14 protein-coding genes are annotated in these 25,702 nt (G+C 41.5%); 1 reads left to right on the forward strand and 13 read right to left on the reverse strand.

All coding sequences use genetic code 11. The features are described from left to right. Positions 1-39: 39 nt before the first annotated feature. A complete protein-coding gene (gene fbp, locus N7U62_RS08165; protein WP_264137446.1) occupies positions 40-1,026 on the forward strand; it encodes a class 1 fructose-bisphosphatase in 987 nt (328 codons plus the stop codon). A 22-nt stretch (positions 1,027-1,048) separates the two neighbouring features. Here fbp and N7U62_RS08170 read toward each other — a convergent pair whose 3' ends face one another. The 13 genes from N7U62_RS08170 to N7U62_RS08230 form a co-directional block, all read right to left on the reverse strand. Next, entirely contained in the window at positions 1,049-1,927 is an 879-nt protein-coding gene (locus tag N7U62_RS08170) for an AraC family transcriptional regulator (protein ID WP_264137447.1), read from the reverse strand. Between the two features lie 184 nt (positions 1,928-2,111). After that, the gene (locus N7U62_RS08175) at positions 2,112-4,043 is read right to left on the reverse strand and encodes an ulvan lysase-like protein (protein WP_264137448.1); all 1,932 of its coding nucleotides are present in this window, start codon (positions 4,041-4,043) and stop codon (positions 2,112-2,114) included. A 27-nt stretch (positions 4,044-4,070) separates the two neighbouring features. Continuing rightward, positions 4,071-5,837, reverse strand: coding sequence for a sulfatase family protein (locus N7U62_RS08180; protein WP_264137449.1), 1,767 nt, complete (start codon positions 5,835-5,837; stop codon positions 4,071-4,073). A 10-nt stretch (positions 5,838-5,847) separates the two neighbouring features. Further along, positions 5,848-7,515, reverse strand: coding sequence for a BNR-4 repeat-containing protein (locus N7U62_RS08185; RefSeq protein WP_264137450.1), 1,668 nt, complete (start codon positions 7,513-7,515; stop codon positions 5,848-5,850). A 99-nt stretch (positions 7,516-7,614) separates the two neighbouring features. After that, entirely contained in the window at positions 7,615-11,130 is a 3,516-nt protein-coding gene (locus tag N7U62_RS08190; RefSeq protein ID WP_264137451.1) for a sulfatase-like hydrolase/transferase, read from the reverse strand. Between the two features lie 967 nt (positions 11,131-12,097). Next, positions 12,098-13,225, reverse strand: coding sequence for a lactonase family protein (locus tag N7U62_RS08195; protein ID WP_264137452.1), 1,128 nt, complete (start codon positions 13,223-13,225; stop codon positions 12,098-12,100). A gap of 105 nt (positions 13,226-13,330) precedes the next feature. Then, entirely contained in the window at positions 13,331-13,702 is a 372-nt protein-coding gene (locus tag N7U62_RS08200; RefSeq protein WP_264137453.1) for a discoidin domain-containing protein, read from the reverse strand. Positions 13,703-13,742: 40 nt separating this feature from the next. After that, positions 13,743-16,589 (reverse strand): family 78 glycoside hydrolase catalytic domain, encoded by a 2,847-nt coding sequence (locus N7U62_RS08205; protein WP_264137454.1) that lies wholly within the window; start codon positions 16,587-16,589, stop codon positions 13,743-13,745. A gap of 28 nt (positions 16,590-16,617) precedes the next feature. Continuing rightward, positions 16,618-19,383, reverse strand: a complete 2,766-nt coding sequence (locus tag N7U62_RS08210; RefSeq protein WP_264137455.1) for a family 78 glycoside hydrolase catalytic domain — start codon at positions 19,381-19,383, stop codon at positions 16,618-16,620. A gap of 31 nt (positions 19,384-19,414) precedes the next feature. After that, entirely contained in the window at positions 19,415-20,875 is a 1,461-nt protein-coding gene (locus tag N7U62_RS08215; RefSeq protein ID WP_264137456.1) for a sulfatase, read from the reverse strand. 3 nt (positions 20,876-20,878) lie between these two features. Next, positions 20,879-21,688, reverse strand: coding sequence for a DUF1961 family protein (locus tag N7U62_RS08220; RefSeq protein WP_264137457.1), 810 nt, complete (start codon positions 21,686-21,688; stop codon positions 20,879-20,881). Then, entirely contained in the window at positions 21,688-23,121 is a 1,434-nt protein-coding gene (locus N7U62_RS08225) for a BNR-4 repeat-containing protein (RefSeq protein WP_264137458.1), read from the reverse strand. Before N7U62_RS08225 ends, N7U62_RS08220 begins: the two co-directional genes overlap by 1 nt. Beyond that, positions 23,060-25,408 (reverse strand): alpha-L-rhamnosidase-related protein, encoded by a 2,349-nt coding sequence (locus N7U62_RS08230; protein WP_264137459.1) that lies wholly within the window; start codon positions 25,406-25,408, stop codon positions 23,060-23,062. The genes N7U62_RS08225 and N7U62_RS08230 overlap by 62 nt, the downstream gene beginning before the upstream one ends. Between the last annotated feature and the right edge of the window lie 294 nt (positions 25,409-25,702).

Below are 25,702 nucleotides of genomic sequence, written 5' to 3' on the forward strand. Positions count from 1 at the left end.
CATTTTGGATCATTGTAAAAAATTCAACTTGACAATTAAATGCAAAAAATAATAGCACCAAGTATCGGGACAACCCTCGATCGTTTTATCAAAAACAGACAACTGCACTTCCCTTACGCTACTGGAGAACTCTCGCAACTTCTTCAGGATATAGCACTAGCCTGCAAGATTCTGAATAGAGATGTAAACAAAGCCGGTCTAGTTGATATCAATGGCGACCTTGGCAATTTCAACATTCAAGGGGAAGCCCAACAAAAGCTTGATGTGATCGCAGATGACAGGATGATTAGAGCCCTGACCAATGGTGGGCAAGTATGTGCTATCCTATCAGAAGAACGCGATGAATTGATAGAAGTCAACAATGAAAGCCATTATATTGTTGCAATGGACCCTTTGGATGGCTCTTCCAATATAGATGTAGGAGTTTCTATTGGCACAATTTTTTCTATCTACAGACGTCTATCAGAACCTGGAGAACCTGTAAACACCAAAGATGTTTTACAAAAAGGAAAAAACCAGATAGCTGCTGGTTATGTACTTTATGGTTCCTCTACCATGCTTGTTTATACTACCGGATATGGAGTGAATGGTTTTACCTATGAACCAAGTTTAGGAGAGTTTGTTCTTTCACATCAAAATATACGAAGTCCCGAAAATGGAAAAATCTATTCGATCAACGAAGGAGGATATAGATCCTTCGAAAACCCGATCAGAGAGTATATAAATTTTTGCAAGGACCAAAAATATAGTGCACGCTACGTAGGTTCACTTGTTTCTGACTTTCACAGAAACCTAATTAAAGGTGGCATTTATATTTACCCTAAGTCAAATCAGGCACCCCATGGAAAATTAAGATTAATGTATGAAGCCAATGCCTTGGCCTTCATTGCTGAACAAAGTGGAGGAATGGCATCAGATGGATGTACAAGAATCATGGAAATACAGCCTATCGAATTTCATCAAAGATCTCCTTTATTTATAGGATCCAAAAATATGGTGATAAAAGCTTTATCGTACATTGATTGATAACAGATAAGGTAAACCGGATTCAATCACCAACCTGCTTTTTTCTTAAATCTGTTGGTGACACCCCCATCTTTTTCTTAAATAAGCGGCTAAAATAGAATACTGAATCATAACCCAAATGATATGTTATTAATTTGACTGAAAGATCTGTGGCCACCAGTAACTCCTTAGCGCGCATCATTTTGAGATCCAGATAGTACTGGTGTGGTGCAAAACCTGTATACATTTTAAAAACCTTACGAAAAAGAGAATAGCTAATGTTGTGATTCTTAGAAAATTCTTGAAGATCAATATTCTCATTGACCTTTTCCCACATGAAAGCCTTGGCCTTATTGACCAGTTCTTCTAGCTCCTGATTTCCAATATCCCGAGTTTTCAAACAGCGGCTAATACTCCCTAGTATCTTCAGTATCAACCCCGATGCATATTGATGATAGGCCGGTTTTTGCTCCTTCACAAGATCAATGATTTGTTGAAAGCTATCCAATATTTCAATTTGGTATCCTATCTGAATGACAGGAACATTTGAGTTTCCAAATGTTTGATTAATAAAATGACTAGACAATTCACCATTGAATCCAATATAGTTTTCTGTCCAGCCTGTCTCATAATCAGGCTTGTAACGATGTTTCATTCCCGGACGAATTAAAATTAATGTTCCTGCATTAATAGAAAAATCACCCTCTACCGTTTGAAGCACTCCAGACCCGTCAGATATATAGTTAAGCTGGAACTCATCCAGAACTCTCCCTGTCTCCCACTCGAAATAATATCCTGTCGGGTGTTTTTTAGATGGGTAAAGTTCATTGGCAGGCGCATGATACCTCCCTACCACAGTCAAGAATAGTCCCCAAAGTCTATCTGCATTGCTGCAAGTTAGATAATCAAAAAAATCCTTCATACTTTCCTCACAGTCAATATGGTAAATTAAAATTTTGTCTTAAAGGTAGTCCTTGACCTACAATACGGCACTATTCTTACGATCAAAAAAGCCAATGGCAGTAAACCATTGGCTCAAACGACTAAATTAAATGTATACTACTAAACTCTATTGTTCCTGTAAAACCAGTTTCAGTCTAACTCTATCACCATCCCGCTACCTCAATATTAATCACCACATTATTTCGAGTTTGATCAAAGGATACTTCCAAAGGAAGCGCTTCTGCGCCCGGAACCATATTGAATGTTCTTCCTTGAGGGGTCGCTCTTACCTTGATGGGAAGATTTGCCGAGACTATTACTTCTCCATTTTCCTTTTTGATCGAGATCTTACGATCATTCAGTTGCCTAACTTTTTCTCCAGACGCTGAAATAATAGGCAATACGAAGGTAGTTGGATTCAAAATAACTGCAGTGGTCTCTGCCGCTATCTCCATTCCGTCATCGTTGCACGTATAAGTGATTGCAAAATCTGATGCAGAACCAGTCATTATCTCCCTTGCTTCATTCTTAAGCTTGACATGACCTTTAATGCGGATTTGGCCATTGTTATCCTGAGCACCAATACTTGCACCTAAATCAAACAAATTTGTATACCACACATCGTTCTTATAAGATTCAATTCTTGGTGTCAATGCAATATCTTTTCCAGGTAGATTTTGCTGATTCAAGGGTTCCATTCTTTTATATATTGCCAAACTTGCTGCACACAAAAGCCCTAGCCTATTATGATAAAGCAGAGAAAGTGAGCTACCTGTAGCTTGTCTGACATCTTTTTTGTGATAATACTCTGCGTCATAGGCTGTTACTGTTCCTCTCCAGTCTCCTCGCGAAAAAAGATATGTATCTAATTCTTCGAAATATCTAATCCCATCAGAGTGAGTTCGTGGCAGAGGTGTCTTGCTGTCAATAGTAGGAAGCATATCCCATCGGTCTAACAAGAAGGCCAAAGGTTTAGCATGAGTAAATGTATGATGGATACAAGGTTTAATACCATGCGACACATAATGAGGCCCCCCATGCAATAATCCATCAGCCGTACATTTTTTCAACAATTCTGTATTTCGAATGACCGCTGTACCGTAGGCAGGGTTATGAGCAGCTAGCAAGCTAAAAGCGGGCTGAATTCCATCGCACGTTCTACTACCCCAATAAGTCCATTTGAACATTCGAGTGCCCCAACTATTATCCCAACCACCATCTGGTAACATGAATTCCAAATGACTATTCAATGATTTGATTAGAATCTCAATCAACTCCTCATCATTTTCTTCTACCGCATAAATCACGATGCTATTTAAGGATTCTTCCACATTGTAACCAAGGTCAATACCTGGTAAGCCCTTCTCACTTAATTTATGAGCAGAAGGCTTTATTTCACCAAACAGCAACTTGTTCTCCGTAGTAAAATAGTTTTTGATCTCAGAGGCCAATTCATGACTTCTTTCTATAAAGATAGGTTGATCCAAAACATGTCCCAGTAGATAGAGAGCATAGATATTGGTCGCTCCGTAATTAACATTAGTTGCATCTATAGTTGGGAATTTACTGTAGATAAACTTCCCTGCTTTGAGCAACCTTTCCTTCCATCGTTTAATTCTGTCTTCCCCAATTAAATCCGAATGATATTTCAAAGATTCAGCCAAAGCTATTGCTCCAAAAACAGTTGTTCCATTCCAAGATTTTGGGTTGACATCATTAGTCCAGCTACCATCTGGCAAGCTTACATTTCTATCAGACCATTCGAAGGCATTGATACCTGCCTCTAAATATTTTTTTTCTCCAGTAGCCTTCGCCATACAGAAAAAAGGGTAAATAGCATCTTGAAGTCGGGCATGAATCGTATCGTCACCTGGACACACCATCAACCCATGGGTAGTAGGATCTGAGGGATTATTTATTTGAGTCTTGATCATCCCATCACACCAATCCTTCAACAAATTAAAAACCAACTCTCTATACTCATTAGAATGTGGAATCCTGGCATTTCCGGACACACAACCTAACAAGGAGCTCAATGGCAAAGACACTCCCAACCCTACTATTGCTGAACTTTGTACAAATTCTCTTCTATTCATAATATGTAATATCTATCCAGGATTTCCTTACTCTGTTTCATTCCAAATCAGTGTCTCCTGTTGACTCGGTTGATACCCTATTCTATGTGCTTTGGCTGTTAGAACCACTTGACCTTTCGTTATGGTAAACGGTTCAGTATAGACTGTCCAACTGGAAAGTTCTACACCTGGACTATCGACTACCATATACCCGATAGAGGCACCTTCTGTGGCGCTTGTGATTTCGACCGTGTCTGCTTTCATTTTTATTTCAGGAGTAGAGGTTACTGGCATGGCTTGATTCCCATTCCACAGTTTGGTGAGCAAATCTCGCTCTGATAGCTCGGGATCATCTTCGATCTCATTCAGCCAGCGATCCATTTCCATACTCAGTTCTTGAAGCGTTTCTTCATATTTTGGATCATCTGCAAGATTATTCAGTTCATGCGGATCAGCGATACAGTCAAACAATTCTTCCTCAGGCTTTTGATCTCTAAACCACTGGGTCTGCACATCATTCAATTGACCTAAGTCTCTCAATCTTAACAACTCCTGCATAGTAGGGATTTGTTCTCGATAGTTCAGTGGCAAATAATACCCCTGTTGAGGTCTATAATTTCTTATGTATTTGAATCGTTGATCTTTTACTGCTCGAATAACATCGGTTACTTCATCAAACCGATCTGCAGCGGCATGTATGTATTCTCTTGGCTCAGAGGCCTGATTACCCAGAAAAGCTTGGCCATCCATATAATCCGGTATCTCTTTGCCAACCAACGAAAGAAGACTTGGAGCAAAATCAATAAAGCTGACCAATTGATCGTCTATGGTGCCGTTCATTTCCTGATTAGGATATCTGACGATCAAAGGTGTTTTTAGGCCGGAATCATAAATCAATCGTTTTTGACGAGGCAAGGGTCCTCCATGGTCTCCATAAAAAAATATGATCGTTTCGTCCAACAGACCATCCTCTTCTAGCTGAGCCAATACTGCGCCCAACTGACTATCCATTTCAGCAATGTTGTTGTACATTTTCCACATATCCCTTCGAACCACCTCATTGTCTGGTAGGTATGGTGGAATATTGAAGTTCGTATCTTTTGATAAATGTACCGGCGTTTCCTCTTCTGACATGCGATCTTTGCCCCAGTGGTAGCTCGTATCTCCAGCATGGTAGTGGCGAGTTTCGATGTTTCTAAATCCGTATGGTTCGAAAAGTCCAGATTCGTGGGTGTCTGTAAAGTTGAATACAGCAAAAAACGGCTGACCCTTGTCTCTATTTCTCCAATGAGCATAAGGACTATTTTCGTCCCAAGCTGTCATAGGAGCCTTGAATTGATAATCTGTTTTGTAATTGTTAGTGCAGTAATAGCCCTCTGCTCTTAATAGTTCGCTGATCATCCTCACATCCGCAGGCGGAACGGCCTCATAAGGAGGCATTCCTCTTTCCTCTGTGTAGGAATTGGTACGCATATGATTGGCTCCTATTCCCGAAGGGTACATGCCCGTGGCGATAGCGGCACGACTAGGTGCACATACTCCAGAGGTGGAATACAAGTTAGTAAACCTGATTCCCTCTGCAGCCAACCTACTCAGGTTGGGCGTTTGAATAGTCGAGTCACCAAAAGGGGGAATATATTGTCCCATATCCTCTGTAACTAGCCATAAAATATTAGGTCTCTTTTGATCTTTTGTTGCAGAGGCGTTTGAATCATTTTTATCTAATTTACTACAGCCCCACATTCCAAATAGAATCAAGAGCAATCCAGTTATCAACCGTCCTTTGCTTAGTATTTCATATTTTTCCATTTTCATAGCCATAGTTTTATTTCACATTAAAGCGATACAAACGTTCTCCGGTATTACCGATTAATTTCAAAATATAAATGCCCGAAGCAAGTGCGGAAACATCTATTGTATTATCGATTAACTGCCCCTGATCTAATTGACGTCCCATCAGATTGTAAATTGAATATTCCGAGTCGATTTCATTTACCCCTTCTATCATCAACTGTTGTTCTACAGGATTTGGATAGATCAATACCTTAGAGCTGCTTGGTTTAGCATCCAGAACAACTTCAGGCAAGCCTAAATCATATATCTGAAGATGTATCGGTTGAGCATCGCCACTAGCATCCTCCATCAAATAGAGATAGAGTCTATTACCTTCAATTAAGACATTCATATGACGAAATTCCACTCCCTTAGTCTCCTCAAATAGTAGCTGCCAGTTATTTGTTCCTCCTTTTGTAAAATAGATATAGGGTCTTTTTGAATTCAAGCCCATCAGAAACACCATATTTCCTGGAACCGAATAGAGATTTCCTCCAGGGAAATCGGTAGTTGTAGTAAAAGAATTTTCGCCAGCTCTCTTGTATGCATGAACATTCACCCTTTCACTACTGGCACTAGACCTCACATTATTCATGATAAAGTGGACACTCTCTCTATCAGTCACAGTCCAATCAGTACCTGAGCTCATAGTGATAGAGTTCGCCCCTCCATTGGCCACCAAACTACCTGGCTCGAAAAAGAATAATTTCTCTGGGCTGCTCAAAGGCAAGGTCAAAGATTGCTCTTTATAATTATACCATTCCACTTTACCGTCCTGATCATTGGAGTAAGCGTAGTGCATGCCATTATTATAGACATACTCGTCATTATTGTAGTTCATCCTCTTAGCAAATCCGACTCGCAGTTTGCCATTGATATACTTCATATCTCCATATAGCCCCCAGTTGTACTCATTTCCAAAACTTTTGGCATTCAAAACATTGAAGTCCGTGAATGGACCCCATGAGCTACCATCGTACTTGGCGAATTTGTATGAACCGTTGTTGTTTCCTCCTTCTCTGAACCAAACGAATAATTCATCTCGATCATTGAGAAAAAAATTGGGGTAGGTAATATCCGAATAGTTGTATTGAGCATTTAAGTAGGTGTTTTTTGTATAGAAAAGATCCAAACTAAAACTACCGTCAGCTGCGGCGGCTGCACCTACCTTAGACACATTATAATTGAAAAACGAATCTGGGTACTCTAATTCATTATAAGAATGCATATCATACAAAAGATGAACGGTGCTATCCAATGGACAGATCCCAACTGCAATGGTATTGTGCGAGTCTCCAATATGCTCGTATTGATGACGAAAACCGACATGAGTATGAGGAAATTCGATTGTTTCTAACACCTCTGTTTTCATATTGTATCTCGACAACATAACATGCTTTTCTTCTTCACCTCCAGACCACCATGTCATGAATACATAGTCTCCAAATACTTTGATACAATCTCCGTGAGGAGTAATTCTCCTCCCAAAAAAGTATTCAAATCCAGGCTCGTTTATGTCTAGATCGTTATTTCCTCTTTTCGCACCATCGAAATACAATCCATTATCAGCAACCTTGAGTTCGATAAGCTTGGTTACCTCTTGCGCCCTCAAACTCACCGCAAAGAAGATAATTGCACATGCGACCAGATGTCCTTTCATATTCTATTAATATTTCAATCTTTGGTTCCTTGCAACTTTGGCATTCCATTTTGACATCACCTCCAACCTTGGCAAGCGATTGATTTTTGAGGAATTAGGTTAAAAAGAATTGATTTTCAATTCGATATGATTAACTCCAGGGCTTAACCTAATTGTGCCAAATTCAGCATAAACTCTTTGACCATTCAAAGTCAGCTCTTTGCCAGATGCATCAGGTACAACGAACTCTCCCAGCATATTTGCAGGTAGCTCTATTTCGAACTTTTGTATTCGGCCCTGCTTGGTATAACTCGCTTTTATTTGTCCTCGAATCGTAGGCACAGTGATAGAACTTGATCTCAACTTGGACAACTGGGGTTTGATCTGCGCGATACCAAAACCAGCACTCTTGGGCTGTACACCCCACAACCCTCTAGGTATGGCATTGGCAGGCACGGCACCCCATGCATGATTCCAATCCTGATTATTCTTATATTCATTGCCCCATGCCTCCATGGTAATTGTCGATCCCTCTCTGATCATATTATACCAGCTCCTTTTTTCTTGGCTAGTGAGCAGTTCTAAAGCATAATCCGCCTCACCTGCACGATACAAACCATCCATCAAAAACTGAGATCCATAGACACTGCATGCCATTCCCCTGGACTTGATGTGTTCTATTACACTTGCTTGATATTTAGTGGGAACGATCCCAAATGCAAGAGGCAACATATTAGCATGAAGGGAGGCATGCTCAGAGCCGATCCCATCGATATACACTCCCTTTTCCGAATCAAACATGTGTTCGTTGATGGCCTTTTTAGCTCTTGCAGCACGAAATTCGAAATCTAGAGCTTCATCAGATTTACCAAGCAGATCAGCAAACTCTGCCATGATTCTCATATTTTCATAAAAGAAGGAATTGATAACCGTATTGTATGATTTAAATTCAAATCCATCCCTTTCTCCTTTGGTCGTGCTACGGTTGAATTTAGCTGGCGGCCAATCTACAATATCTGTTAAGGGTTTTTTATACCCTTCATCAAATCCCAATTTGTACATCAACTCAGGAGTGACCTTGTCTGAAGTAATCAAACCGTGATCCCCAGTCAATTCAACTAGAGTTTTATGCTTCAGTTCTTCATAATACTTCTCTATCAGTTCCGAATTGCCAGTGTACATATAGTCGGCATAAAACAAAAGAGCTACATGCTGTTGCCACTCAGTAGGCCAAGTAGGATGATCCATAAAATACTCAATAGTCCTTCTGGCAATAGCATATTCCCTGTCAGTCCCATAGTGGCTCAATTGGTTTAGATAAGCATCCGCTTCATATGGGATACGTTCTCTTTCGCCATCGATGTAAAGACCGGCAAAAGAAGTAGCCTTGATCGAATACTTACACAAATCCCAAATTTGATCCAAGGTCATATCGCTACTTGAAAATGAACTCGCATCTTCTTCCCAATAGCCAAAGTATGCCATCTGAGCAATATCACTTTCTGTCAGTTTGCCCTTTGCGTTTTCAATCTCACAATATCTAAATGGCATCAACACTGGAAAAGAATCCGCCAAAGCGACTGCCACTGGTAAAGTATTCTTCTTATTGGCCATGATCGGCAAGTCATAGGTCTTGAGTCCTCGGCTCACAGGCATTTTAATCTCCTGATATCTAATATTACCAAGCGGCTCTCTATTGATTTTTCCATCCACCAAGGATTCACCAATCCTTACGATCAGAGTATCAGCAGCTGGGGCATCGTATTTGATTTTAAGCGTAGCAAAGGCCGCCTTAGCAAAATCAATAAAATAAGATCCTGATGAAATTTCTTCAAATTGATCAGGAGCGATTTCTTCAAGCAAAAAGCGGTTTGGTGTAGTCCATCCGCTCACCGACTTACCTAATTTGAAAGTCTGCACTTTCGAATATCTGCTCAGGCGATTGTTAGCATCCCAAACTCTAACTTTCCAATAATAGGTCGTGCCAGGTTTTAGATCAGCACCCGCAAAAGTCACATTCGTGGAATTGTTGCCACGAACCTGCCCGCTATTCCATATATCACCTTTATTGACCTCAATATTGCTTTTGGTAGAGGCTACAAGTATCTGATACGCTTTTTGATACACCACTCCTGATGGTACTGTCCAGCCAAATTCTGGTGTCTGATCTTGTATCTCAACGTGCTGTGGCTGACGGATGTATTCCACAGTCAGATTGTAGGGACGAGCAGTCGAGGCGTCACTATATTCTTCGATCAACTCGTCAGTTTTTCTTCTCAAATCGGCCAAAACAGTAGCATACTTCTTACTCTTGGCCAAGTTCTTGATTTCCATCGGATCTTTTTGCAAGTTGTAAAGCTCCTCAGATGACTGATCATTGACGTATCGGAGGTATTTCCATTTGTTGGTTCTTACACCTTCACTTGGCGGAATGTTTTCGAACTCCCACAAATGCTCGATCAATACTGTATCTCTTTGCAACCCTTGTGCTTTGTCTTTTACGACTGGCATAAGGCTTTTTCCTTGCCATGCTTCAGGTTTCTCTACTCCGGCTAAGTCTACAATAGTAGCTGGCACATCAATATTGAGAGCCATGTCGTTCACATCCTGGTGCTTTTTTATGCGTGGATCGTACACGATCAAAGGTACACGCACCGAGTTGTCATACATCAGCCATTTTCCGGCAAGCTGCCTTTCTCCTAGGAAATAGCCGTTGTCACCCATCAGGATAATGACGGTGTTATCAGCCAGGCCTTTTTCTTCAAGTAGGCTTCTGATTTTGGTAATTTCATGATCCACACCAGCAATCATTCTGTAGTATCCCTTTACACTGTGCTGGTATTTTTCGGGAGTATCGTATCTCCACTCCCATCTTAGTCGGTTGAATCCTGCTTTTACTGGCTCTGGTAGGGCGTCAAAATATTTATCTGATGAAATCGCCGCTTTAGGAATTTCAATATTTTGAAGTAAATCATTGGTAGTATTCTGCCAAAAATATTGCTCTGGAGCTCCATCGTGAGCATGTGGTGCACTAAAGCTTAGCTGCAAGCAGAACGGCTGATCACCATCCGCCTGATTGATAAAATCAAGTGCTTTTTGTCCAGTATATCGGGTCAGGTGCACTGTATCTCCTTCTAATGTTTTGTAATAATACCCTCGACGATCCTTGTATTGGTTGGCTCTGTCGTAATCTTCGTACTGGTCAAAGAGCTTATCCTTATCACCATAGTTTACACCAAATTTGCCATAAAATGCAGTGGTATAGCCGGCTTCTTTGAGTACCCGAGGATAGGCTGTTTCCATATATTCTTCCTTGATGGCCGAGGTCTGGAAGTTGTAAGCGTGAGTTCGTTCGTACAATCCAGAGAAGATGCTAGCTCGGCTAGCCGCACATATCGGAGTGGTCACCATAGCATTGTTGAAATAAGTACCAGACCTAGCCAATTCATCCATAGCTGGTGTAGTTACCAACTCATTGCCAGCATATCCGATGGCATCCCAGCGTTGATCATCTGTCAAGATGAAAATAATATTGGGCCTATTGGACGATCTGTTTGTTTGTGTTTTTTCTTGAGCCCATGATCGAATCCCCAGAGCTATTGTCAAGAAAATGATGAGTAAATTTCGTAAAAGCATCTTCCTATTTTGCATTAAAAAATAATTTGTAAAACCTCGTGCCTTGATTGGCTAGCCAAGCGCAATGCAGGATTTTATAAAGTTAAATTAAGGCTAGAACTGAAAATGAATAATCCAAAATAGTAGCACTATCATCCAAAACTATGTAGGGCTAAAAAGTAAGGCACTTTAAATAGGTAAATTGACCTATTCCTATCTCTTTCTTGGCAAAAATTTGAAGTATGGATAGGTTGACTGAGTCACCCATCTATTGAACTGGAATATTTCTACAATGGAGTGGTTACTCGGAATAAAACTTTTCCTTGTCACAATGGGCTGATAGTAATTTTCAACTTTCCCCTACATTAGATTTACCCCTAACCGAAATTCTCCTCTGATAAATGGATTGTCACAACCACGTATCTTCAAGGAACACTCCCATTTTCCTGTACCATTTTCTACCTTTTGTTTGCCCAAAGGGCCATAATATTCGATCACCGCTATATCATCCTCAGTGAATGCAACATTTTCTTTCAGCGACCATATTTATAATAACATGTCCAGACTCCAGCTACTTGGTTCTGAATAAACTCTCCCCGACTATACAAATTACCATTCTGGAAATACCGTTCAAACAGACCTTCTTTCCTTCCATATTCACTGCAGTGATCCTTTTCTAAAATCACTCCATCAAATTAAAATCGATGTAATATCCTATAAAAATTAAACGCTCCGGATCAAAACTAGCCACTCTTAAGTAAGTGAAATTATTGGAATCAGCAATTTCCGATTGCTCGCATAGTAAAGCGTATCACTGACCAACCCAGATGGAGTTTATCCCATTACCTCAACAGAAAAGCTTAGAAAAAAAATCAGCAGTAATAGCCTAATATCTAACTCAAAAAATAGGGTAAAAGAATACTATTCATAAATATTCAATTAGTCTTATATACAATCAGATCACGTAATAAACTTCCATTCTAAACATTTACTTCTTAATAAATCGAATGCATTGCGGATTTGGTAGAGTATCCAAAGACATTACTTCAGTCAAATCGCCAGTTTGGTGATTGATTTCAAACACTACAATATTGTTAGACCTTTTGTTTGCCACTAGCAAAAAATCACCTGTTGGATCAATAGCCAATGCTCTAGGCCAATTCCCTCCACTGGACATTATCCTTTTGAGTGCTATTTCTCCTGTTAGCGGATCAATTTCGCAGATGGCAATACTATCATGTCCGCGATTAGAGGCATATAAAAAACGACCGTCCTTACTTACTAATATATCCGCAGACTTATTGAATTGATCATAATTTTCAGGCAAAATACTTTGGGTATCGATGATATGTCCTATATCATTGTTTATATCAAGTTTCATGGCAACCACATCACCGCTTAATTCGGCCAACAGAAAAACATAAGGGAGTTGTGGGTGAAAATCGATGTGACGAGGCCCCATACCCGGTTCAAGTTTTATGCCTGATTTCTTAGACTGAGTCAAATGACCATTGGAATGGAGATCAAAAAACATCAGTTGGTCTGTTCCCAAATCCGGCACCAGCACTTTATTTGAATTTGGTCTTTGATATATCATATGAGGATGAGATGCCTCCTGTCTTTTTAAATTGACACTATTGCCATTGAATGTCTTATAAACTATTTCGGAAGCAATAGACCCTGTAGTTGGTTCAAGTTTATAAGTACCTATTGCACTAGACCTATAGTAGGCTACCATCAAATGGTTCATGTCAGAGGTTTGACTAATATATGCTCCCCCTCTTCCTGAAGTCATCATGCTATCAATTAGAACTAACTCACCAGTACTTCTTTTTATTAGAAAACCATGTATAGCATTCCCATACACACTATATAGCCTATTATTAATTGAGTCAACTGTGAGATATGACGAGTTTTTAACTGCATCACTTAAGAAAGACGGAGAAAGACTTCTCTTTTCGGGGTTCCAGGAATAGACCCCTATGCCATGATCTCCACCAGATTCATACGAAGAAATATAAATCCAGTATTCTGATAAATCTCCTGCTTTCAATATCAGCGAAGAGAAAACTACAATGGCTGAAAGACAAAGCTGTCGTACAACTATCTTTTTCATAAAACTATCATGTTGGTATTGCTTATCATATAAAGACTAATTTAGTCATCGCATCTACTTTGCAACTATTCAGACGCTTCTAAAAAGTTGGATTTTTTTCTGGTTCTAAGACTTTACATCAAAGATTTTCAACTCAGAAATCTTAGGTGGCCTAAGCACATGATCAATCCACACCCTACACTTGGTAGTCCTCAACTGATCAAAAGTGTGAGTTCTACCTTCCCCACAAGTTTCTCCTGATGTGATATCAGTCCACTTTCCATGTTGCCAATATTGAAGTTTATAACTACTGATGTAATTGCCAACTTCGTCTATTACAACCGTATTGAAAGTCTGAGGCTTGAGCCACTCTACTTCTAGCCATTCATCTGTTGTACCATCAGCCTGCCAGCCGGTTTCTGGATTTTCGTCGTTGGCCTTGAACGCTTCGTACCCTGGCAGTTTCTCTGTTTCTATGTACATTGATGATGCATTCATTCGTCCGATGGTTGCTAGATTTTCTGGAACCATTATAGGATCAGGAAGAGAGGTTCTCAGGAAGCTCCGTAGAAACAAAATCGTACTGTCCGGACCCCACCTCATAAATGATATAATTACCTACTGCTTTGCTCTGTTCCGTTCCTACATATATCATGCCTTGGGATTGCTCAGCAGACAAACCACCTTCTGAAATTAGCGTTCTATCTTTGGCAGGAACGAAAACCTTAGCTGTGCTATTAACAGGCACTTCGATATGATAATGAAATTCTCCATTTTCAATTTTCCAGTTTGAAACTATAGTACCATAAAGAGATTCGTATGTCGTATTCGCGTACGTTAAATCCCCCACTGGCGAAGGTTTAAGCGTAAAGTTTTGAAACCCATGCTGACCCTCAGCTAATCGAATACCCCCAAATCCTTTCAAAAAATAGCCTCCGATACCTGTATAGCAAGTATGAATCTGACTATTGCCGATGGCGGACCAGCGCTCTGGCCAGGTGGTTTTTCCTTGCTCCAAAAAGTAACCATAGCTCGGGTGTGATTTGTCTCTGAGTAGTTCATAGATTAAGTCCATGCGATCATGCTCAATAAAATAGCGAGTATATAGCGCTTGCCCTGAACTCCCCGTATCGTAATATGGAAAGTCATAAAGCACATTGTTTTCCAATTGGCTAAGTACCTTTTCTTTTTCGCTTTCAGGAGTAACACCTGTCAGTAGTGCAAAAGCCTGATCTACTTGTTTTCCATCCAGATATTGTCCTGTCGCAGCATTGTACGAAATCTGATGTGTGGCCTTTTTTTGAATTTCTAGGCGATCGCTATACGCAGTAGCATCTTCATATTCTCCAACCGCTTCGGCCATATTCATGGCGCATTCCAACATAAAAGCGTACACGCAGTTATTGAAATGGGCGGCATCTGGTGAGTTACTACTGTCCCAAAAGTTACCTCTTGGCGTGCACCAATCACCTAGACCTGGCATTTCTCTCTTGCCACGTTCACCGATCTTCAATGCACCTTGAGATTCATACTGTGAGGAGTTGTGCATCCACTCCATCCATTTTTTCATGGAGGCGTAGTTGTCTTTCAATATCTTAGGATCACCTAAAGTGCGATAGGCCTCCCAAATCGTAATAGGACTATTCGCTTTCCACATCAGGAATGGACGATCCTGCTCGTTGAGTACTGCCCGGGTACGCCCATCCCTTAGCTGAGCATCTCTCATGTACTGCAGGTATTGCTCCATGTAGGCACCAGATTCATAGTTTGGCAGTGCATCTCCATACATGGCAGCCACAGTTACTTCGCCCCATCCTCTACGCTCGCGATGCGGACAGTCTACCAATAATCCATCCATTGTATTAGCTAAATAGGTATTCAAATTGACTTGATAGATTCGGTTCAGTAGTTCACTCGAGCTTTCAAAGCTGCTGATTTGCTTGCGATTGCTGGTTACTACATATCCCTTAATATCCTTTAAATCGGGCTTGCACCCTAGCCCATAGACTGTGACCCAACGACCTCCGGCTACATTAAACCGGTTTGTGAATTGTCCTTTGCCTGAAGCACTATAAATGTACTGACTTCTTTGTTTCCATGAAGATGTGACTTCTTGCCTGTCGGCAATTTCGAATGTGACCGTATCTCCCTCTATTCCATTGAATAGGTTCATTTCAAAAAAACCTGTATAGTTTTCTCCCATATCGATGAGATAGGTGCTGTCGCTATTCATGCTCACTCTTATCGGTGATATCTCCTTATACTTTACCTGCGGCTCTACCATCTGCCCACTGAGTGTAGTAGTGATAGGCTCATAATCCTTTCGCATGGGTCGACTTTTCTGACTGTTCAAGGTAAGGGAGACATTGTCGCCTGTGATTCTGGAATTTAGGACCTCATGATCGTAGACTGTGGCATTGGCCCATTTGCTGTCATCGTAGGATACCGTATTCCAATCATCTTCTCTGAGTCGATCATCTATGATTTCGCCACCAAAATCAAGTATATCCCAATTACCTATGTATTGGCTATGGCTCTTTTTACACTTCCAGCTTTTATCAGATACGATCGTAAGTTTTTGCTCCCCAGTCATAATCTCCGCCTGAGCCTTAAACACAAAAGGTGGGTTCATATATTCCGTTACCCTTGACCATCTAGCCCATCCCCCAGCATGCCATACGGCAATGACATTCTCACCTCTCTGAAGAAAGTCTTTGATGTCATAGGTCAGATAACGAATTCGCTTTTTCATAAACGAAGACGCAGGATTTAGTACCTCATCGCCTACTTTCTGACCATTCACATACAATTCATGATAGCCAAAAGAAGCCAGATAGACGAATGCCGATTGTACCTCCCCTTTTAAGTTAAAATTCTTTCGGTACCAATTGTGATCTGTTTTAAGCTGATCATCTTTGAGAATCCACTCACCTTGCCAATCATCTGATGTCAACAACCCTATAGAAAAACGACTAGATTCACTCCAATCGGACGGTTTCCCATCCTTGTCCCAAACTCGCACTTTCCAAAAGCATTCCTGATTAGAGGTAAGGGTTTTACCATCATAAATCACATTCACAGACTGTTGTGATTCAGTTTTACCGGTATCCCAAAGATCCCCCTCTTCACTACTAAGTTTATCCATGCTACTCGCTACCAAGACATGGTAGTCGGTTTGATTTTGACCTCTCTGTTGGTAAGGATCAACCAGCTTCCAACTAAGACGAGGAGAGGTATTATCAATACCTAGTGGTTCTGATTTGTATTCGCATTTGAGGTCGTTTACTTGAATCTGACTCGTGCCACATGCTACACATATCAGGATGATGATAATGACAGAAATGAATGTAATGTAAGGATTAGAGGTGTTGCGTCTTATTTTCATTTCTTATTATCGGCTTTTAATTCAGTATTTAATATTTTGTTTCTAACACATAGCTTCCCGGTTGAGCCAATAGTTCAAAGACTTTTTTTCTTTTCAGGAGTAATCGAATGTTCTTATTCTCACCAATAGATTTTCCATTGATTATCAAAGACTTGTAAGTATCACCCGGAACCTTGATGACAGCTGTCGTATTTGGAGGAACATTCACTTTCAATTCGAAAACTCCATTTTCCAATGTCCACTCAGATGATATTTGACCGTAGGGACTATTGTAGCTGGCCTGTACTGAGGTTAATGGTCCTCCAGGTACGGGTGCAATTTCTATCTTTTTATATCCTGCTTGCATGGGTCTGATGCCCGCAATACGCTCATACATCCATTGCCCAATGGCCCCATATGCATAGTGATTGAAGGAGTTCATACCTTGCTTATTGAAGCCATCCTCAAGCGTATAGCTATTCCATCGTTCCCACATGGTAGTTGCGCCTTGATTGATAGAATAAAACCATGAAGGATAAGTCTCCTTAAACAATATTGAATACATCAGATCAATTTCACCAGCCTGATCCAGAGCAAATGGTAAAATAGGTGTCCCCAAAAAACCCGTACGCAAATGATTGTCGCAATCGTTGATAATCCTTTTCAAATGCCTACATACTTTGGGTTTCAAATCCTCAGTGATCAGATTAAAAACAATAGCCAGGATATATTGCGTTTGTGTTTCTACTTGGTTCTTGGTCATTCCATCTTCATCATAAAACCGTTTTTGAAAGGCTGTTTTGATGGAATCGTGCAAATTTTTATAATAAATAGCCTCCTCCGTCTCGCCCAACACTTCTGCCGTCTTTTGAGTGAGTTCCACCGAACGAGCGTAATAGGCCGTAGCAATGTAGTTTTTAGGAGTATCACCACTTCTAACTTCTTGTCCATTGCTATCCAAGCGAGCAAAAGGCTGTAACCAATCTCCAAAGGCATGCATAGTTTCAACGATATAATCTCGGGCATGAAGGTCATAATACCCCACCCAACTTTTCATGGTCTCATAGTTTTCTGCCAATACATTGGTATCGCCAGTTCTAAAATAGAGTTCCCATGGAATGATAACACAAGCATCACCCCAACCTGTTGAAGCTCGTTTCCCCAGATTATTAGGGACTACCCTCGGTACACCTCCATCTTCAGATTGCTCATATCGAAGGCTTTGTAAATATCCAGCCCAAAAAGCATACATATCGGCATTGAAAATGGCAGTCGGTGCGATAACTTGCGCATCTCCTGTCCAGCCTAGACGTTCGTCGCGCTGTGGACAATCCGTAGGAATGTCGAAGAAGTTGCTTTTTAGGCCCCAAGTGATGTTGCTTTGCAGTTGATTCAATTTTTTATGCGACGAGTCAAAGGTACCGTTGCTTTCAAAATCGGAATATTGCACAATAGCCTTTGCCCATTCTTTTTGAGGTTGCTCTCCTTTGCTGTAGCCACTCAACTCTAGATATTGATATCCATGAAAAGTAAAACTTGGTCGCCAATGGATCATCCCGTCATTGGCCGCCACATAATAGTCTGTCGATTTGGCGCTTCTGTAATTTTTGGTGTAGAGTGTGCCGTCCGAGTCCAGCATTTCTGCGAAACGAACCTTCAAAGTATCTCCTTTTTTCATCGGAACATTAAGCTCAGGAACACCCACATTATTCTGGCCAAAATTAAAAATAGCGACGTCTGGCTCGGGTTGTGTGATACTTTGCGCGTTGATCACCTCTTGATCCTTTACGCATCCAAAACGCTTGGGCATTAATAAAGCACTGTCCAAGGCTTTGGTTTGAACATCATTCCATCCTGATGCATCATATCCATTATTGCACCAATCCCCTAGACCAAAATTAGCATCGTAGATTTCGCCATCGTAAATTTTGGAAACGCGAACAGGGCCATTCTGACTCACTTTCCAGTCTTGATCTGAAATAATTTCCATTTCTCCCTGATCGTGTTCTATTTCAAGCTGGCATAGCAATGAAGGCGTGTGTCTATGTACTTTTCTTTCCTTTCTCAAATAAATGCGACCGGCATACCAGCCTTCTGCCAAGACAACACCGACTGTGTTCTTTCCTTTTCTCAGCATCGTACTCAAGTCATATGTCATAGTAGGTATATAGTCTCGAAACGGCACCCACCCAGGCGCCATCCTATCATCGCTGACTCGCACCCCATTTACGTAAACTTCAAAAACTCCTTTGGCAGTGATATATAATCTGGCATTTTTAATGTCGGCCGGAATTTCAATTTCCCTTCGGATGTATTGCGGACGAAACAGCAGCGAACCCAGATAATCAGTTTCATTCAATTGCTCATAAGGAATGTGAATCCATTTTCCTTTCCAGTCGCTGTTGCGCAATAGCCCCAACTCAATGTAGGCCGTCTCACTCCAACTAGACTCCTTGCCTTCCTTGTCCCAAAACTTTACCCGCCAACAAACTTTTTGCCGAGAGCTCAAAGCCTTCCCTTCATACTTGACGAAGGTCGACTGACCTGTCTTGACTTTTCCGCTATTCCAAAGATCCGCATTGCTTCCTAACAAGTCGGGATTGCTCGCTACCTCAATAGCGTACGCTGATTGCTCTTGAACAGCAGTTGGCAGTTTCCAAGAAAAGTCAGGGACACTGTCGTAAAACCCAATGGGATTGACAAACCCCTCGGAGACTGTAAGCTCCATAGGAGACGGCAATCTGGTGTCTATACCAATCCCGCAGGAATAGAACACCAGAGGCAAAACAAATGGCAACAAAAAACAACCTTTCATAACTCTGTATCTAAATCTACATTTTGACTCATCAGTCCAAAAAATTTTCTCCCCACTTTTCTCTGAGTTCTTTGGCAAGACTTTCAACCATAGCCGCGTACTCCTCTTTCTCAGCGAGATTATCCAATTCCAAGGGGTCAGTTTTATGATCGAAAAGCATCCGTGCATAGTCAATACCTTGATCGTCTGTCCATTCGGTGTAAAACAAATCTCCTTTGATCAATGTGACAGCATCCTTGAATTTGGAAACTGCCCAGTCTTTCTCACTTTCCTGTCCATTGAGGATTGGCACCATACTTTGCCCAACTGCTGTTTCGGGAGCATCCAGCCCTACCAATTCTGCCAAAGTAGGATAGACATCAATGTACTCAGTGATAGCTTCCGTCCTTTGTCCACTTGTTTTCCCAGGAACTTTCAGGATTAAAGGTGTTCTAAGTGCCTTTTCAAAGGTTACGTGTTTGCACCAAAGTTGGTGATCGCCTAGATTCCATCCATGATCTCCCCAAAGAATGACAATGGTATTTTCTGCTAATCCCAAGTTCTCTAATTCATCCAGCACCAGACCAATCTGAGCATCGATATAGCTCACACATGCATAATACCCGTGAATTAGCTCTTTGGCTAATTCCTCTGATAGATCTCCACTTTTGGGAACACCCTCATATTGTCGTAGTTCTCCATATTTATGAAAAGCTTGTTGGGGTGTGCTTTCTGGTTGGATATAGCTCTCAGGGAGCTTGATATCTTTTCTATCATACATATCCCAGTACCTCTTGGGAGCAGTAAATGGCAGATGTGGCTTAGCCACTCCCATCGTCAAAAAGAAAGATTGATTTTGGCCTTTAAGCTTATTCAAATCAGCGATCACCTTCTTGGCCAACCTCCCATCTCGATAGACAGAATCCGCCACATCTGCAGCCTCTACAGGCAAGCCTCTTTTTGTTTCTTTTCTCAGCTGCTGGTTCTCAGGTAAAGCAAAATCCCACAATTGATCTGGGTGCCATATTTCGTCCCACGCTGATAAATCGTCTTGCTTGTGATGGTATATCTTCCCATTCGAAATGGTCTTATAACCGTTTTGTTTGAGTAGCATAGGAAGCGACACAACATCAGGAAGATCAATATCCTTTTGGGTCTGAGCGTTGAGCAGGCGTTTCCTAGTAGGACGAACACCTGTCATTAAACTTGTTCTTGAGGCTCCACACACTGGTATATTGCAGTAGGCCCGATCAAAAACGATACTTTCACTTGCTAGGTGATCTAGATTTGGAGATTGAATATGGTTTGCACCATAGAAATTCAACTCAGGTCTCAAATCATCTACTGCTATGAAAAGGACGTTTAGCTGTGCGTTTTTCTTTATAAAGTTTTGGGTCTGCTGAATTGAGGAAATAGCCTGTTTAGACTTTCTAGATTGCCCATTTGCTATCAAAATTGAATAAAACAGTAAGGTTACAAACAGTATTGTTAAAGGTTTCGCATCTGATATCATCTCTCAATCTTTGGTGTAAATTTTAAAATTCTTGTAAACGGCAGAACGGGTGTACATGTGTCTCAATCCCACCCTGCCTTTATTCACAGGACTTACGTCTGACAAATCCCATACAAGCAACTCTGTACCGTCTGCGCTTTCTATTTTAAAGAACAGTATGTTGTCTGATTTAATAGCGGTGATATGGTATTCTTGGCCCGTTTTGAAATAGCCATTGTAATCATAGGAAGGTTCGATGCGTGTAACGTTAAAGCCCTTATCTTCAGGTTTTGGATACCGTCGCGCCCGCACATAATAAAATCCGTCTCCATTGTTTCCGAAGGCTGCATAACTCACATGCAATAGGTTCATATTCTCAAAATACTTACGCATGGCGGGTACTTGGCGAAATGCATTCCATTCTGATATATTTTCGGCAAACTGCCCCTCTCCATCGCCAGTGGCCTGGATATACAATATCGTCACATACTTGGTGGCTGAGTCATTACGAATGTAATCGTACTCGATTTTAATGTCTCCCTCATACGATTCCTTCGTCCATAGCACAGCATGGTGGGCATCATTTTTGGCCTCTGGTCCTGCAGAGAAATGCATACCCTCTACGGTATTTCCTACGGTAGCTATCCGACCATCAAGTGTCCATTGTTCTGTCCAATCTTCTGTACATGGATCGTTTAGCACCAGGTTCCAATCTTCCGCTTGGTTGATGGCGTCAAACGCCTTCTGATTCTGAGCCTCTACCGATCCTGATAGCATCCAAAAAAAAGGGAAAACCGCACTTGTTGTCCATATTGTCGCAGGTATCTTCATCATCATTCTATTTCTAGAATATCGGCTTCATTTTTAGTTCTCTCAATCGCTCCGTTTTCTCCTAGGAGAAAGATTTTCGAATAATCCGTCCCTTTAATTTTTTGAGTTGCTAGGATCATCGCGTCGGGATGGGAGTTTCTAATAAAGTGAGAGAGTGTGATTTTTTCTCCGTTATGCTTCAAAAGCACCTCTCCTTTGCTAAAGTTGACCCCTCCATCGACACCATGCCACCAGGCTACCTCACCCATATTTTGCTGCATAGAGCCCAGCAAATAACTGACTGAGTCTATGGAAATGGCACGTATTTCTCCTCTGGCCTCTATAGGCAAATTGCTTCTTGATCCTATCCATTGGCTCCCTGTCCATTGATAGCCAACCAACTGCTTGGGTCCGCCATGTTTGGAGCCATCATGCTCACCTTCATACCAGCTCACACGAGGTAGCCCGTCTTTACTCAATCCTACCTTTCCGATATGGTTCCATAGATCACCGGTATTCTTCACTAGCGTCATCGTGTCTGCCTGCTCTTTGGTAACGGGAATAGCTAGCTTCTCGCCTTTCACATTGAACCATTCCTTGCTATCTGTGTCCAACTTCATGAAATACCCGTGGTGCCGTTCTCCATCATGCCCCTTCTTAGAACTCTTGCAAAAGTGGTAGTTGTAGGAGACCAGTATATCGTTTCCTTCACCTCGTGCCAGATCGATATACCATGAATCCCAATCATTGACGTCCTCTTCTGTGGGCTTGGCATCTAGAAAAGATACTTTTGGGGTAAAAGTGCGACCGTTGTCCTTGGATATTTGATAGACCCAATTGCTCCGATGTGCCCCATGTCGGAATATTAAATAAATATCACCATTGTCCATTTTCAAGAATTGGCTGTATGTACCAAATGGTGTTATATTGTCCACTACCTCCCAAGAGCTGATGTCCATCGGCTTTTTGGTCTTCACATGGATTTGCTTTCCTTTAAAGTAGTTGCCGAGGGTGTTTTCACCTAAATCCTTGGTTCCCCCATGCCCCCCAAAAACGACATGGATATAGCCTTCGCCATCCACTACCAAAGTTGGCTTGCCATGGTTATCGATCTTCATTCCGGGTGTCTTACCCAGCAGACTCGTCCCAGCTTTGTAGGGTCCTATCCATTTTCTTGTTTCATGGTGGTACGCTGCTACGTAGGAATCTTCTTTTTCGCCTTGATAGGCGACGTAGGTCACCCCCTTGTAATGCTCTCCAGCTTTGCCTACGATTGGATTTCCAAAGGCGTTGTTGGAGAAGTAGTTGACATATTCATTGGTTGATTGACTAAACGTTGAGTTTGAACCAAGCAGCGCTATGGTGATCGAAAGCAAATGTCTGAATTTCATCTTTTCATTGATATTGTGCCACGATGAGGTATCCTCCGGCCTGGACACTGCACGTGATAAATTCATGATCCTCGCCTATGAATGATACACCTTCCATTGCCGCTTTAGCTTTCCCTTTTTTCCAAACCACCACTCCATTGACTTGCAATTGGCGCACCACTTTTCCATCTTTTGGCACACCGATAATGGCTGTCGTCCCTTTTGGTGAATTCAATTTCAATTGATATTCGGTATCACCTTTATCAATCTCCAAATCGATGTTTCCCTTCACTGTCGGAATGGTTTTATTCAAACTCGTGAAATGCTCGAGATGAGGCATGATCTTGTATTCTGACCAGGCTGTATCCGTGGGCTCTACGCCTGCTATGTATTTGGAAAGAATGGTGTTGGGGGCATTCCATGCATGATTGTAACTACCGCCATTGGGGAACATTTCATATAGGGTAGTCATTCCTTCACGATCCACTTGACTTTGATACTGTTCTTTCATCCGCTGTAGCGACTCTGTATATCTCCCGGCGATACACATCGCTTCCTCTGCCATCCACTCAAAATGGGGACTCGAAAAACGATTTGGCATCAATACATTATCCACTATTTGGTCATAATACTCTGGTTTAGCTATTCCTGAAACGATAGCAATTGCATTAGCTCTATCATCTTTGAGCTTTTCTGAATCTGTGCTGTAGAACCCATCTTTCCAAAATGCCTTGTCGAAGGCTGGCTTCATAGAAGACATCCTCTCTTCGTACCATTTCGCATGCTCTTCATTGCCGATCACCTCAGCCATTTTCTTGGCCTCCTTCAATGCCAAATAGTAGAAAGCCATCTGAATAGGCTGCTCGTCAACTGTATTTTTCACTCCCCAGTCTAACCAATTCCATGAGTCTGGGCTTTTCCCCTTTCTGTACTCTGGCAATCCGCTATCCAGCATAGGAAACAAGTTCAAATAGTCATAAACATAAGGATATGCGATCTCAAGTGTCTCCCTATCTCCGGTGTTTAAGTAATATGGCCAAACTACCTGAGCAATAAACTGGAGACTCTGACATACCAACTCGCGCACTCTAAGTGGGCCAAGAGCACCCAGTACGCTATCCTGACTAAAGGATGTAGTTTGAAGTATGGCTTTCTTTAACAGCTGCCGACCTGCATCGTCCATCGAATAAAATAAATAACCTGTCTGATCCGCCACATCTCCGATCCATAGGGCTCGTTCCCTATCAGGACAATCCATGAAGTTATCACGCGCACAAACAAAAAGTGTATTATTACCCATTGTCCACAGTCGAGAATAAAAGGGATCATTCACATTAAATTGCCCCACCATCTCGCCCACGCTCATCCATCGGTACTTCAGGGCGATTACCTTCACCCCTGCTGGAATTGTGTATTGTACTTTATGTCCATTGAACCATGAGAAACTTTCAAAAGCCTGCTTACCTGCTTTGGTAATGTAGGTGGCGTTGATTTTGTTGAGTCGATTGTCTGTGGTAATAAAAATGGTGTCTCCAGCTTCTGCCTCAATTTCCAAATAAGGTGTGACCTGTTGATTAAATGGGAGTTTACATTCAATGGTCACGCCTTCGCTCACGAAAGGTAATTTTAGCTCTTCATGATTAACATAATCCTTTAAACCGTGATTGATCAACTGAGGGACAATATTCTTTTCCACATCGTACCACGGAGCAGTACCCAAACCACCTTTTTCGGCAGCTATTGGCCAGTCCTGATCATAGTACCCTGCTGTATACCAGGCCTCCGAAGACCAGTCCCCCATACTTTTTCTTGCATCAAACAAGATACTGTACTGTACCAGGTTTTTACTGGCGGGCGCTATGACATTGTTATACCCCGGATGCTGGATAGCCTTCCATGAACTATCAGATACTACGGATTGTTCTCCAATCTGAGCATGAAAGAGTAGCCCTCCTTTTCCACTATCAATGTGGGTTCCTTTGTGTGTCTCTCGCCCCCAATACCAGACCAATAGAGCAATCGTATTCTCGCCTTCTTTCAAGTAAGGTTGTATATCCACAGTTTCGTACCAGCTATTGGTAGGAGTGATTTTATTTTTTCTATCCCACTCCTCAGCTTGACTAGGCCCCCGGGATAGCCCACCTTCGAACATCACCATCTCACCGTTAATCCAAAGCCAAAATTTGCTATCAACAGAGATTTGCGCTTCTACATAAACGGGGACCTCCTCCAACTTAACTGTTTTCCTAAAACTCATCCAAGTGTTGGATGGGCCATCAGCCTCCTGCCAGATCCACTGGGCGTCCCCCCAGTCTGCTGCATTGATACAGTTGGTAAAAAGCCAAAACAAAATTGATAGTAATAATTTCTTCATAGTTTTTGCTGCTATTATTATTTAATCTCTTCTATTCAGAATATTGGATATGAATAATCTTAAACTGAGAAATCTTGCATCAAAACTAGTTGAATAGAAAAGCACAATTGTTCGAAAGAATGGTAGAATCATCCGTATTTATAAAATTCAAGCTACTCGACCTCCTTCTAGACCCCAGGGATTGACAAGTAACACGCAAATAAAAAACCTCAATAATTACAAATAACTGTATAACAATATAGTCAGACAACAATTTTGATTAAACCCTACTTAGAAAACGAAAACCCATCTAGA

This window comes from Reichenbachiella ulvae (genome assembly GCF_025833875.1).
Lineage (GTDB): Bacteria > Bacteroidota > Bacteroidia > Cytophagales > Cyclobacteriaceae > Reichenbachiella > Reichenbachiella ulvae.